Raw genomic sequence first — 13,213 nt, forward strand, 5'->3', positions numbered from 1 at the left:
TGGTATGGCACGAATAGCCGTCATGGCAAAACGTGCCACATGGGCGTACTGTGAAGCCACGTGCAACGCCGCACCGAACACCGCAGGGAGACGACATGAACCGCTACGAAGCACGCCGCGCACTGATCACCGGTGGCGGTTCCGGCATCGGCCAGGCCACGGTGCTGCGCCTGCTGGAGGAGGGCGGCACGGTCGTCGCCGCCGATGTCAGCGAGGCCGGCCTCCAGGACACCGCCGCCAAGGCGGGCGCCGCCGCGGACCGCCTGACCACCGTCGTCGTCGACATCGCCGACGAGGCCTCCGTGCGCGCGGGCGTCGCCGCCGCCGTGGACGTCCTCGGCGGCCTGGACGTGCTGGTCAACGCGGCCGGCATCCTGCGCTCCTCGCACACCCACGAGACGTCGCTCGCCGACTTCGGCCGGGTGATCGCGGTCAACCTGACCGGCACCTTCCTGATGATCCGCGAGGCGATACCGGCGCTCCTCGAAGGCAACGGCCCGGCCGTCGTCAACTTCAGCTCCACGTCCGCGATGTTCGCCCACCCGTACATGGCGGCGTACGCGGCGAGCAAGGGCGGCATCCAGTCGATGACGCACGCGCTGGCCGCCGAGTACAGCAAGCAGGGCATCCGGTTCACCGCCGTGCAGCCGGGCTCCATCGCGTCCGGCATGACCGACGGGTCGGGACAGAGCGGGCAGAGCCAGGGCCCCGGCCTGCCCGAGGACACCGACTGGAGCCTGTTCACCAAGCTCGCGCCGGCCCTGGGCGAAGGCTTCGCCGGTCCCGAGGCCGTGGCCGGGGTCGTCGCCATGCTGGCGTCCGAGGACGGCAGGTTCATCACCGGCACGGAGATCCGCGTCGACGGCGGAACGCACTACTGAGCCGTCCCGCGGCCGGGCTACGAGGAGATCAGGGCGCCCGTGTCGACCGGCGTCGTCGCCGACGCCGCCTGCCGCGCGTCCCCGGCCACCTCGTCCGCCGTCAGCACGTACCCGGTCCCCGCGTCCGTCGTGGACCGGGCGAACACCACGCCGTACACCTCGCCGGAGGTGGTCAGCAGCGGGCCGCCCGAGTTGCCGGGCAGCACCGTGGAGCGGATCGAGTAGATCTCGCGCGTGACGTTCCCGGAGCCGTAGATGTTCTGGCCACCCGCCCGGATCGTGTCGGCGACGGTGGCCGCCTGGAGGTCGAGGCCGCCGTCCTGGGGGTAGCCCGCGACCACCGCCGCGTCACCGCGCGCGGCGTCGTCGTCGAAGGAGAGCGACGGGGCCCGCAGACCCGGCACGTACAGCACCGCCACGTCCTTGTCCGGGTCGAACAGGACCACCTTCGCGGCGTACGCGCGGCCGACGCCGCCGACCCGGACCGACGGGTCGTCGATGCCCGCCACCACATGGGCGTTGGTCATGACGTGCTCGGACGCGTACACGAAACCGCTGCCCTCGCGGCCCTGGGTGCCCGACGAGCCCTCCACCTTGACGGTGGCGCGCTGCGCCGAGCGGGTCGCGGCCGCCGTCACGTTGTCCCCCGAGGGCTTCGCCACCTCCGCCGACGGCTCGTTCGCGAACGGGTCGAAGACCTGCGGGAAGCCCGCCGAGGTGAGCGCCCCGGTGGCCCGTGAGAACCAGGCGGGCGTCGTCGACGGCATCGTGTCCTGCACCGATCCGAGCACCGTCGAGCTGCGGATCGCCTGGTTCAGGGCCGCCGAGGACGACGACGCGAGAACGCTGCCCGCCACCCACGCCACGACCAGCACGGCCACCGCGCTCGCGGCCGCGCCGCCGATCCCGTCCGCCACCCGCAGCGGGCCCGGCGCCCGGTCCATCCCGCCGCGCACCCGCACCGCGAGCCGCCCGGCCAGCGCGTGCCCCGCGACCGCGGGCAGCAGCACCGTGAGCACGGCGACCACGGTGGCCGTCGACGTACCGGCCGTGAACGCCTCCATGACGAACGGCAGCAGCCAGACGCCGACGACGGCGCCGCCGACGAACCCGGCCAGCGAGACGCAGCCGGTGAGCAGCCCGCGCCGGTAGCCGGACACGGCATAGGCGAGCGCCAGCACGATCAGCAGGACGTCGAGAATGTGCAGGTCCATATCGGTAACAAACGACCACGGGGCCCTCGCTGGTTCCGCCACCTGGCCCACATGTGGCTGACCGCACAGCGCGCGGAGGCCGGAGAGTGGGAGGCGTGCGTGTCGTCCGGGCGGTGCTGTGCTGTGTTCCCGGGGCCCTGGCCCTCGGGCTCCTCGTGCTGTGCGCCGTCGCGATCGACCGCCCGGGACCGCCGGACCCTGAGGCCGCCGCCCGGGCCGCCGCGATGCCGGCCGCGGCCGTCCCGGCGCGCCGCGCGGACGCCGCAGCGCACACGGCCGCTGCGCCGCCCATCGTGCCGCGCACCCGGTGGCTGGCGGGCGCGGAGATCTACCACCGCGATCCCGTGCGGTACGCGGACCGCGTCGACGCCGTCTTCCTCCACCACACCGACTCGCCCAACGGCTACGACTGCGCCGACGCCCCGCGCATCATCCGCCACCTCTACGCGGGCCAGGCCGGCGGCAGGGAGTGGGACGACATCGGCTACAACTTCCTGGTCGACCGCTGCGGCACCGTCTACGAGGGCCGCGCCGGCGGCGTCGACCGGGCCGTCGTCGGCGCCCACACCCAGGGCTTCAACCAGAACACGGCCGGGATCGCCGCGATCGGCACCTTCACCCAGGGCACCCCGGTGCCGCGGGCGATGACTGACGCGATCGCCGCCGTCGCCGCGTGGAAGCTCGGCCTGTCCGGCGCCGACCCCCGCGCCACCGTGCGCCTGGTGTCCAGCAACAGCCTCAGCCGGTTCGCGACGGGCACCGCCGCCGAGTTCCCGGCGATCTCCGGGCACCGCGACGGCTACGAGACCTTCTGCCCCGGCCTGGCCCTGATGGCCGAACTCCCCACGATCCGCGAACAGGCCGCCCGCCTCCAGGGCAGGCCCTAGGATCCGGCGGGCCGCAGCGTCCCGCCGCCCTTCAGCCGGTACGTCTTCCCGCCGAGCTCCGGGCTGGCGGCCTTGTCGTACGTCACCGAGTACCCGTTCCCGGTGATCACGTCCGCGACGCTCGCCCCCGGGGCGAGCTCCAGCTGCTTGACCGACGAGTCCCCGGACACCGACCACCGCGTCTTCGCGCCGAGCGTCATCGACGCCCCCGTAACCGCCCCGTCCAGCCTCGTCGACCCGCTGAGGTCCAGCGTGGCGGAACCGTCGGAGACGACCACGTTCCCCTTCAGCTTCTCGTCGTCCGCCGCGAAGGTCGCGATGCCCCGGTCGCGGACCCGCAGCAGCGCCCCGTGCTTCGTCCTGAGCTCCGCGCCACCGCTCAGCCTCACGTCCGCCACCGCCTGCCGCACCGAGAAGATGTCGCCGTCGGCGGCCTGGATCGACCCGCCCGACATCGAGAACGACGTCGCGTCCCCGCCCCGCAGCACCACCCCGCCCGCGGCCGCGGACGCCCGTACGTTCCGCAGGGATAGCGAACCCCCGGACTCCACGGTGAACGCCTCCGAGTTCGCCAGGTCGAACAGCGTGCCGGAGACCGACACGTCACCGGCCGTCTGCACCCCGGGCGACCCGCAGCCCGCCGACGTCATCGTGCCGCCGGACACCGTCACCCTCCCCCCGCCGGGACCGGCCGCGATCGGCGAGGCCTGGGCGCCCGCCGTGTCGATCTGCACGTACGTCAGGCCGAGTTCGCCCCCGTGCGAGGCCGTCACGCCGCGCGCGGACGCGCCCTTGGTGCGGACGGTGTTGGCGCCGAGCGTCGCCGACGCGCCCTTCCCCGACGCGAACACGCCCGTCGCGCCCTTGCCCGTCGTGGTCACCGTGCCGCCCGACAGCGACAGCCGGCCGCCGTCGCGGGCCAGCGCCGCCGCGTTCAGGCCGTGGCCGCCGGACGCGTCGACGGACGACGTGGCACCGCTCTTGGCGATCTTCGAGTCGCGCGTCGTCAGCTTCCCCGAGCCGGACACGAGCACCGCCGACTCGTCGCCCTTGCGCGCCGCGTACGCCATCTCGCGCGGCGCCGCCTCGTCCCCGTTCCCCAGCGTGTACGCGCCCGTCGCCGCCGGTGCCGCGTCCGCGCCCTCGTCGGGGGCGAGCGGATCCGTCGGACAGCGCGCGCCGCTCGCGGTCGCGGCCGGGGACGCCACCGGCGGCGTCGCCGTGGCGTCGTCGTCGGAGCAGCCGGCCAGGGTGGACAGGGCCAGCGGCAGCAGCAGTACGGAAGCGGCGGTCGCGGTACGGCGACGCCCCGGACGGCACGGGACTCCCAGGTATTTCATGGGCCCTACGTTCACACCTCACGCTCCGCCCGGCACGTCCGGGGCCTGTGGAGCGAACACGAGCAGGGTCAGATCGTCCCGTACCGCCCCCGCGAACCGCGTCACGTCCCGCCACACCGCGTCCGTCAGCGCCGCCGGATCCGCGCAGTCGTAGCCCGGCAGACGCTCCGTCAGCGGATAGAAGCCGCCCGAGGCGTCCCGCGCCTCCGTCACCCCGTCCGTCAGCGCGAGCAGCCGGTCCCCGGCGCGCAGCTGCACCGTCAGCTGCTCGGGCGGCGCGAGCCCCGCGATGCCCAGGCCCAGCGGCGCCCCGGACGCCACGGGCAGCTCCGTCACCCGCCCGGCGCGCAGCAGCAACGGATGCGGATGCCCGCAGCTGACGACCCGGACGACGGGGGAGTCGTCCGGGAACTCCAGGAGCACCGCCGTCGCGAACAGCTCCGCGTGCTCGTCCTGCGCCGCGTCCACCACGAGCCGCCGGTCCAGGCGCGCCGCGACGCCCTCCAGGTCCGGCTGGTCGAGCACCGCCTCCCGGAACGCGCCGAGCAGCCCCGCCACCGTGCCCACCGCCGACAGACCGTGCCCCTGCACATCCCCGACGACCGCCCGCACCCCGCACGGCCCGCGCCGCACGTCGAAGAAGTCCCCGCCGACCAGCGCCCCGCGCTGCGCCGCCCGGTACAGGCCCGCGCAGCGCACCGTCCCCACCCGCTCCGGCAGCGGCGGCAGCACCGCGAACTGGGCGGCCTCCGCCACCGTGCGCACCGTGACCAGCTGTTCGTCGCGGCGGCTGCGCACCCACGCGATCACCACGCTCAGCACCGCGACGAACGCCACGATCAGCACGTCACCGTTGCCCGGCCGCCCGAACCCGGCCGCGGGCAGATCCAGGAGCAGGACGACGAGGCCGCCGAGCAGCGCCGTGACCGCCGGCCCGTACGACAGGGCGGCCAGCGGCGGGATCGCGGCGAGCAGAAAGCCCAGCTCCAGCCGCTCCTCGGTGCCGAACTGCAGCGCGCCGAGCCCGACGAGCAGCACGATCGGCAGCCAGCGCACCCAGCGCGGCGGGGGTGCGCCGCGCAGCCAGGCGCGCTCCTCCCCGTCACGGCGGCGCGCCACGGGCCAGGTCATGCCGGCGGGGCTCCCTTCGCGACGGGCGTACCCGTTCACCCTGCTACGAGTCGCGCGCCGCCGCACTCCGCCTGGTGCCGTCGTGCAGCACCTGCCCCATCAGCACGTCGTCCACGTACTCCCCGTCCAGCAGGAACTCCTCGGGCAGCACGCCCTCGACGACGAAGCCCTCGGCCTCGTACAGCTTCCGGGCCGGGGTGTTGTGCCCGAGCACCCGCAGCGTGATCCGCCGCGCGCCCGAGCGCCGTGCCTGCTCGACCGCGGCCCGCACCAGGATCCGGCCGAGACCCAGCCCGCGCGCCGCGGTGGCGACGGCCAGGCCCTGTATCTGCCGCACGTGCGCGTTCGCGGGCAGCGGGGTCGGGTACCCGAGCCGGACGTAGCCCACGACGCGCCCGTCGAGCTCGGCGACGAGATGGTCGCGCGGGCCGAACCGCTCGGTGAAGAACGGCGGGTACGGCTGCCGCTGCGGCGGCTTGACCGCGTGCAGGTGGGACCAGGTGTCCCGGTCGAGGCGGGCCAGGTCCTCGTCGTCGTCCGACACGGCGAAACGTATGCGGGGCTGCGGCAGCGACATGCGGGTCACTGTACGACCGGCAGGATGGGGGCATGACTCGTATCGCGGTGGCGGGCGCCTCCGGACTCATCGGCTCGGCCCTCGTCCGTTCCCTGACAGCCGACGGACACGACGTGCTGCGCCTGGTGCGGCGCGCCCCGAGGACGGCGGAGGAGGTCCGCTGGGACCCGAAGAAGACGTACGTCGACACGGACGGCCTCGCCGGCTGCGAGGCGATCGTGAACCTCGCCGGAGCCGGGGTCGGCGACCACCGGTGGACGGACGCGTACAAGCGGGAGATCCGCGACAGCCGGGTCCTCGGCACCACGGCCCTCGCCGAGGCCGCCGCGACCCTCGACACCCCGCCCCGGGTCTTCCTGAACGGCAGCGCGGTCGGCTACTACGGCGACACCGGCAGCCAGGCCGTCGACGAGTCCGCACCGGCGGGCGAGGGCTTCCTGCCGTCGGTGTGCGTGGAGTGGGAGGCCGCCACGGCCCCCGCCCACCAGGCCGGCATCCGTACGGTGACGGCCCGCACCGGCCTGGTCGTCTCCCGCGACGGCGGCGCCTGGGCCAAGCTCTTCCCGCTGTTCAAGGCGGGGCTCGGCGGACGCATGGGGGACGGCCGCCAGTACTGGTCGTACATCGCGCTGCACGACCATGTCGCGGCGCTGCGCCACCTCCTGGACACGGAGGCCCTGTCCGGGCCGGTCAACCTGACGGCGCCGCACCCGGCGACCAACCGTGAGGTCACCGCGGCGATGGGCCGTGTGCTGCATCGCCCGACGCTGTTCCCCGCCCCGGCCGCCGCGCTCCGCCTGGCGCTGGGCGAGATGGCGGGGGACGTGCTGGGCTCCACCCGGGCTGTTCCCACGCGGCTTCTGGAGTCCGGCTTCGAGTTCGCGTTCCCGGGGCTCGAGCAGGCCATCGCGGCTGCGTGAAGGCCGCGCGCGGCGCATGACGTGAGGGGCGTGGGGACTGCGCGGCCGGTCCCCACGGACCCGCACCCGAGACAACCCGATCCCGGCGGCTAGCCGAACCTCTCCGTCAGGCGTGGGTACAGCCTGGCCAGCACCCCGGGATCCTCGAAGTCGATCGGCGTGCCCTCCGGCTCCGCGGGAGCCGAGGGGATGCCCAGATCGGCGGCGACCGCCCCGGTCAGCTCCTCGTACGCCTCGTCCGCCGCGTACCCGAGTTCCTCCCCGTCCCCGTCCACCTCCTCGTCGAAGTCGCGCAGCGACTCCGCCAGCGAGTCCGGGTCGTGCAGCGCGCCCTCGAAGACCTCCCGGCCCTGCCCGATCAGCCAGCACCGGAAGAAGTCGAACGCGTCGTCGCTGGCCCCGCCGAGGAGCACCCACGCGGCACCCCACAGGTCCCAGCGGTAGGCACGGTTGTAACGGGACTCGAAGTGCCGGGCGAAGTCGAGGACCGCGTCGGGGTCGGACTGCAGCAGTCTGTCGACGAGCAGCTCGGCGTGGCCCTCGGGGTCGCCCTCGGCGGCCTCCCGGGTACTGTCCACGATCTCCCAGAACTCGGTCTCGTCCATCACGGGACAAGCATCGGCCCTGGGCCCGGGGGACGCACGCCGAGCGTCCGAGGTGCGTCACTTCGTTATGCATGCACATGCCCAGGGCACTCCACGAGCGGCACGCGCCCGCGCCCCGTGCTCACCCGTACCACCCGCGCATCCGCCGCGCCGCCTGCGCGAACCGCTCCCGCAGCGCCGCCGGAGTCACCACCTCCGCCTCCGGCCCCAGGGCCATGAGCTGGGTGTACGCGACCTCCTCGGACTCGACCGGCAACGTCACCGTCACCCGCCCGTCGGCCCCCGCCGCCCCCGCCGACTCCATCGCCTCCCGTGCGGACGCCGGATCGGTGGCGTACGGCAGCCGTCGTACCCCGTCGGCCGTCAGCCGTACGACCACCTCGGCCCGCAGGATCGCCCGCGCGAACTGCGCCGCCCGCTCCTCCCAGAACCCGGGCAGGTCGAACTCCTCGTCCCGCACGAACCGCTCGTCCCCGGGCGCCACGGACGTGAACCGGTCGATCCGGTACACCCGGGGCCCGTCCCCGCCGCGCACGGCCGCCGCCAGATACCAGACGCCCGCCTTGAGCACGAGCCCGTACGGCTCCAACTCCCGTTCCACAGGGGCGTCCTGGGCGTCCCGGCGACAGTAGGCGACCCGGATCACGCGGTCGTCCCAGACCGCCTCCGCGACCGCGGGCAGCAGCTCGGGCGTCCGCGGCTCCTTGAACCACCCCGGCGCGTCCAGATGGAACCGCTGCGCCGCCGTCCGCGACGCGTCCCGCAGCGACGGCAGCAGCGCCGCCGACACCTTCAGGCGGGCCGCCGACGCCGCGTCGTCCAGGCCCATCTCGCGCAGCGCCCCCGGCACCCCGGACAGGAACAGCGCCTCCGCCTCGCCGCGGGCGAGCCCGGTGAGGCGGGTGCGGTAGCCGCCGATCAGCCGGTACCCGCCGGTCCGGCCGCGGTCCGCGTACACCGGGACGCCCGCCTCCGACAGCGCCTGGGCGTCCCGCGTCACCGTCCGCTCGGACACCTCCAGCTCGTGCGCCAGCTCGGCGGCGGTCATCGACGGCCGGGACTGGAGCAGCAGCACCATTTTGATCAGGCGGGCAGCACGCATGCCGCCATCATGAACCGTCCCGCCGACAACGGGCTCAGCCCGTGAAGCGCATGACCGAGAACGCCGCACCCTGCGGGTCGGCGAGGACCGCGAACCGGCCGGGCTCGATCGTCGTCGGCTCCACCAGGACCCGGCCGCCCAGCTCCTGGCAGCGCGCGGCGACGGCGTCCGGATCGTCCACGGCGACGTACAGGTTCCAGTGCGCGGGGATCTCCGGCGGGAAATGACCCGTCGACATGTCGACCATGCCGCCGAACGCCTCGTCGGCGACGGTCCACTCCGTGTACCGGAGGCCGTCCTCGGCCGGACACGCGTTCGCACCCCAGCCGAGCACCGACTGGTAGAAGTCCACGGCGCCCGCCGCGTCCCGGGTCAGCAGCTCGAACCAGCAGAAGCTGCCCGGCACGTTCACCGCCTCGAACCCGGCGTGCGCGAGCGGCTCCCACAGGCCGAACGCGGCCCCGGCCGGGTCCTGGCAGACCGCGAGCTTGCCCTGTTCCAGGACGCCCATCGGACCGGCCACGACCCGGCCGCCGTTGCCGCCGACCCGCGCGGTGACCGCGTCGATGCCGCTGGACTGGAAGTACGGCAGCCACGCGGCGGGCTGCTGCGGGTCCGGCGCCGGGCCGGCCCCGCCGACCCGCGGACCGTCGGCGCCCAGACGGAACATGACGTACCCGCCCGCCGCCGGATCGTCCACCGGCCGCGCCCGCCAGCCCAGCAGGCCCTCGTAGAACAGCCGGGCCGCGTCCACGTCGGCCGTCGACAGATCGGCCCAGCAGGGCGCGGAAGGAGTCTTCGAGATCTTCATGGAGGTGTGCCTCCGGGACGAGAGCGGCCCCCCGGCGAACCCGTCCATTCACGCACGCGTGCCCCGCCCCGGCAATCGGGACGGGGCACGTACGTGCGGGGTGCCTACAGGCCGTAGCGCTCGCGCGCCTCCTTCACGGCCGTCGCCTTGACCTCGCCGCGGCGGGCGAGCTGGGCGAGGGCCGCGACGACGATCGACTCGGCGTCGACGCCGAAGTGGCGGCGGGCGTCCTCACGGGTGTCGGAGAGACCGAAGCCGTCCGCGCCGAGCGAGGTGTAGTCCTGCTCGACCCACTGCGCGATCTGGTCGGGGACCTGGCGCATGTAGTCGGAGACGGCCAGGACCGGACCCTGCGCGCCGGCGAGCGCCTGACGGACGTACGGGATCCGCTCCTCGCCCTTCAGCAGCGCCTCGTCGGCCTCCAGGGCGTCGCGGCGCAGCTCGGTCCAGGAGGTGGCCGACCACACGTCGGCGGCGACGCCCCACTCCTCGGCGAGCAGCCGCTGCGCCTTGAGGGTCCAGTGGATGGCCGTACCGGAACCGATGAGGTTGATGCGCGGCGCGTTCGCGGCCGCCACGTCCACCCCCGCGGTCTCCGCCGTGTTGAACCGGTAGAGGCCCTTGATGATGGCCTCGTCCAGACCGGCCACCGACGGCTTCGCCGGCTGCGGCATCGGCTCGTTGTAGACCGTCAGGTAGTAGAAGACGTCCTGGTCCTCGCCCGGCTTGGCCTCGCCGTACATGCGGCGCAGACCTTCCTTCATGATCGTGGCGATCTCGTAGGCGAAGGCCGGGTCGTACGACAGGGCCGCCGGGTTGGTCGCCGCGATCATCGGGGAGTGGCCGTCCGCGTGCTGCAGGCCCTCACCGGTCAGCGTCGTGCGGCCGGCGGTGGCGCCCACGACGAAGCCGCGGCCCATCTGGTCGGCGAGCTGCCAGAACTGGTCGCCGGTGCGCTGCCAGCCGAACATCGAGTAGAAGATGTACAGCGGGATCATCTGCTCGCCGTGCGTCGAGTACGACGTGGCGGCGGCGATGAAGTCGGCCAGCGAGCCCGCCTCGTTGATCCCCTCGTTGAGGATCTGGCCGGACTCGGACTCCTTGTAGTACATGAGCTGGTCGCGGTCGACCGGGTCGTACGTCTGGCCCTTGGGCGAGTACAGGCCCAGCGACGGGAACAGCGACTCCATGCCGAAGGTGCGCGCCTCGTCGGGGATGATCGGCACCCAGCGCTTGCCGGACGTCTTGTCCCGTACGAGGTCCTTCAGGAGCCGTACGAGCGCCATCGTCGAGGCGACGGACTGCGAGCCGGAGCCCTTGTCGAAGGAGGCGAAGGCCTTGTCGGCGGGCGCGGGCAGCGGCGCGAGCGGCTGCGTGCGGCGGGCCGGAGCCGGACCGCCCAGGGCGGCACGGCGCTCGGCGAGGTAGCGCAGCTCGGGGGAGCCCTCGGCGGGACGCGCGTACGGAACGACACCGTCCTCGAAGCGGCTGTCCGGGATCGGCAGGTCAAGGAGGTCACGCATGCCCTTGAACTCGTCGATCGTCAGCTTCTTCATCTGGTGGTTGGCGTTCTTGGACTCGAAGCCCTTGCCGAGCGTGAAGCCCTTGACGGTCTGCGTCAGGATGACCGTCGGGGCGCCCTTGTGCTCGACGGCCGCCTTATACGCCGCGTACACCTTGCGGGGCTCGTGACCGCCGCGCGAGACGTGGAAGCACTCGGAGATCTTGTCGTCGGACAGGACCTTCGCGAGCTCGATGAGCGCCGGGCTCGTGCCGAAGAAGTTCTCACGGATGTAGGCGACGTCACGCGTCTGGTACGTCTGGAACTGGGCGTCCGGGACCTCACGGAGCCGCTCCAGGAGCGCGCCGGTGGTGTCGAGCTGGAACAGCTCGTCCCACGCGTTGCCCCACATCGACTTGATGACGTTCCAGCCGGAGCCGCGGAACTGCGCCTCCAGCTCCTGCACGACGCGGAAGTTCGGGCGGACCGGGCCGTCCAGGCGCTGCAGGTTGCAGTTGATGACGAACGTCAGGTTGTCCAGACCCTCGCGGGCGGCGAGCGTGAGCGCCGAGGTCGACTCGGGCTCGTCCATCTCGCCGTCGCCGAGGAAGGCCCAGACGTGGGAGTTCGAGGTGTCCTTGATGTTCCGCGCGGTCAGGTAGCGGTTGAACCGCGCCTGGTAGATCGCGGAGAGCGGGCCGAGGCCCATGGACACGGTCGGGAACTCCCACAGCCACGGCAGGCGGCGCGGGTGCGGGTACGACGGCAGGCCGTTCCCGCCGGCCTCGCGGCGGAAGTTGTCCAGCTGCGCCTCGGAGAGGCGGCCGTCGAGGAAGGCGCGGGCGTAGATGCCGGGGGAGGCGTGGCCCTGGATGTACAGCTGGTCGCCGGAGCCGTCGCCCTCCTTCCCGCGGAAGAAGTGGTTGAAGCCGGTCTCGTACAGCCAGGCCGCCGAGGCGAAGGTGGCGATGTGGCCGCCGACGCCGTGCTTCGAGCCACGGGTCACCATCGCGGCCGCGTTCCAGCGGTTGTACGCGGTGATCCTGGCTTCCATCTCCTCGTCACCGGGGAAGTCCGGCTCGGCGGAGGTGGGGATCGAGTTGATGTACTCGGTCGACAGGAGCTTGGGCAGCGGCAGGCCGCCGGCCTCGCCGCGCTCCAGCGTGCGTCGCATCAGCTGCGCGGCACGGTGCGGCCCGGCCGCCTGGGTAACGGCGTCCAGGGAGGCCTGCCATTCGGCGGTCTCCTCGGGGTCGCGGTCCGGGAGCTGGTCGAGCTCGCTCGGCTGGATGCGCATGGGGTCGGTCATAGTCGCCGCACGCCTTCCTGAGTCGAAGGGGGTGGGGTTGGGGGTGCCCTTGGTCTTTGGCAGGACAGGGCGGGTTCGGGTCCCGGTGGAGACCCGTCGGCGACTGTAACTCTCTGATCGATGATCGATCAAAGGGTTGAAGGGCAAAACCTCTTTAGATCAAGAAAGTAGGCACAGAGTGCCCCTGGCCAGGGCACGGAGTGCCCCTGCGGGGCGCGGGGAACCGCGCGACCAGCCACACACCGCGATCACCCCGCAACGCACCGCATGCGGCAGACGAGACGCAGCTCACGCGCGCGGGGCGCACCCGAGAACATGCGCCTTGACCAGCGCGGCGATTTCGGGATCGCGGCGCCGGAACGCGGCGACGAGCTCCTCGTGCTCCTCCGCGTACGACTGCTGCACGGTCCCCAGCCACCGGATGGACAGCGCGGTGAACACCTCGATGCCCAGCCCCTCCCAGGTGTGCAGCAGCACCGAATTGTCCGCCGCCCGCACCAGCTCCCGGTGAAAACCCACGGTGTGCCGCACCTGCCCGGTCCCGTCGGAGTCCTGGTCGGCCCGGTACAGCGCGGCGACGTGCGGCTCCAGCGCCGAGCAGTCCTCGGCCAGCCGCTCGGCGGCCAGCTCGGCGGCGATGGCCTCCAGACCGGCCCGCACCGGATAGCTCTCCTCCAGGTCCGCCGCGGAGAGATTGCGCACCCGCACCCCCTTGTTGGGCGCCGACTCGATGAGCCGCAGCGACTCCAGCTCGCGCAGCGCCTCCCGCACCGGGGTCTGGCTGACCTCCAGCTCGGTGGCGATCCGCCGCTCCACGATCCGCTCGCCCGGCTTCCAGCGGCCGCTGACGATCCCCTCCACGATGTGCTCGCGGATCTGTTCGCGCAGCGAGTGGACGACGGGCGTGGTCATGGGGGCTCCTCCGGAGGGCCAAG

Annotated in this window: 12 protein-coding genes; 3 read left to right on the forward strand and 9 right to left on the reverse strand. The window is 73.2% G+C overall.

The window, feature by feature from the left end:
• Window positions 1-95: 95 nt before the first annotated feature.
• Window positions 96-881, forward strand: a complete 786-nt coding sequence (locus ACQUQD_RS29230; RefSeq protein ID WP_428955133.1) for an SDR family NAD(P)-dependent oxidoreductase — start codon at window positions 96-98, stop codon at window positions 879-881.
• A gap of 17 nt (window positions 882-898) precedes the next feature.
• On the opposite strand, the gene ACQUQD_RS29235 is transcribed toward ACQUQD_RS29230, so the two are convergent.
• Window positions 899-2,089 carry a MarP family serine protease gene (locus tag ACQUQD_RS29235; protein WP_428957686.1) on the reverse strand — a complete coding sequence of 397 codons (1,191 nt, stop codon included), beginning with the start codon at window positions 2,087-2,089 and terminating at the stop codon, window positions 899-901.
• A 101-nt stretch (window positions 2,090-2,190) separates the two neighbouring features.
• Here ACQUQD_RS29235 and ACQUQD_RS29240 point away from each other — a divergent pair, with 101 nt between their 5' ends.
• Window positions 2,191-2,982 (forward strand): peptidoglycan recognition protein family protein, encoded by a 792-nt coding sequence (locus ACQUQD_RS29240; protein ID WP_428955134.1) that lies wholly within the window; start codon window positions 2,191-2,193, stop codon window positions 2,980-2,982.
• Here the strand turns inward: ACQUQD_RS29240 and ACQUQD_RS29245 are convergent.
• From ACQUQD_RS29245 to ACQUQD_RS29255, 3 genes are read right to left on the reverse strand one after another with little or no spacing between them, the layout of a single operon-like run.
• Window positions 2,979-4,322: a hypothetical protein gene (locus ACQUQD_RS29245; protein ID WP_428955135.1), complete on the reverse strand. Its 1,344-nt coding sequence runs from the start codon at window positions 4,320-4,322 to the stop codon at window positions 2,979-2,981. The genes ACQUQD_RS29240 and ACQUQD_RS29245 overlap by 4 nt on opposite strands.
• A gap of 18 nt (window positions 4,323-4,340) precedes the next feature.
• Window positions 4,341-5,453, reverse strand: a complete 1,113-nt coding sequence (locus ACQUQD_RS29250; protein WP_428955136.1) for a PP2C family protein-serine/threonine phosphatase — start codon at window positions 5,451-5,453, stop codon at window positions 4,341-4,343.
• A 43-nt stretch (window positions 5,454-5,496) separates the two neighbouring features.
• Complete coding sequence (locus tag ACQUQD_RS29255) at window positions 5,497-6,030, reverse strand: N-acetyltransferase family protein (RefSeq protein WP_428955137.1); 534 nt, start codon at window positions 6,028-6,030, stop codon at window positions 5,497-5,499.
• 32 nt (window positions 6,031-6,062) lie between these two features.
• Here ACQUQD_RS29255 and ACQUQD_RS29260 point away from each other — a divergent pair, with 32 nt between their 5' ends.
• Window positions 6,063-6,950 carry a TIGR01777 family oxidoreductase gene (locus ACQUQD_RS29260; protein WP_428955138.1) on the forward strand — a complete coding sequence of 296 codons (888 nt, stop codon included), beginning with the start codon at window positions 6,063-6,065 and terminating at the stop codon, window positions 6,948-6,950.
• Window positions 6,951-7,039: 89 nt separating this feature from the next.
• On the opposite strand, the gene ACQUQD_RS29265 is transcribed toward ACQUQD_RS29260, so the two are convergent.
• From ACQUQD_RS29265 to ACQUQD_RS29285, 5 genes are all read right to left on the reverse strand, one after another.
• Window positions 7,040-7,555, reverse strand: a complete 516-nt coding sequence (locus tag ACQUQD_RS29265) for a DUF4240 domain-containing protein (protein WP_428957687.1) — start codon at window positions 7,553-7,555, stop codon at window positions 7,040-7,042.
• Between the two features lie 121 nt (window positions 7,556-7,676).
• Complete coding sequence (locus tag ACQUQD_RS29270) at window positions 7,677-8,657, reverse strand: helix-turn-helix transcriptional regulator (RefSeq protein ID WP_428955139.1); 981 nt, start codon at window positions 8,655-8,657, stop codon at window positions 7,677-7,679.
• A 34-nt stretch (window positions 8,658-8,691) separates the two neighbouring features.
• On the reverse strand, window positions 8,692-9,468 hold the full coding sequence (locus tag ACQUQD_RS29275; protein WP_428955140.1) for a VOC family protein: 777 nt from the start codon (window positions 9,466-9,468) through the stop codon (window positions 8,692-8,694).
• Between the two features lie 104 nt (window positions 9,469-9,572).
• Window positions 9,573-12,278: a pyruvate dehydrogenase (acetyl-transferring), homodimeric type gene (gene aceE / locus ACQUQD_RS29280; RefSeq protein WP_428955141.1), complete on the reverse strand. Its 2,706-nt coding sequence runs from the start codon at window positions 12,276-12,278 to the stop codon at window positions 9,573-9,575.
• Between the two features lie 288 nt (window positions 12,279-12,566).
• Window positions 12,567-13,190, reverse strand: a complete 624-nt coding sequence (locus tag ACQUQD_RS29285) for a GntR family transcriptional regulator (RefSeq protein WP_428955142.1) — start codon at window positions 13,188-13,190, stop codon at window positions 12,567-12,569.
• Between the last annotated feature and the right edge of the window lie 23 nt (window positions 13,191-13,213).

Source organism: Streptomyces sp. cg35 (genome assembly GCF_050410835.1).
Classification (GTDB): Bacteria; Actinomycetota; Actinomycetes; order Streptomycetales; family Streptomycetaceae; genus Streptomyces.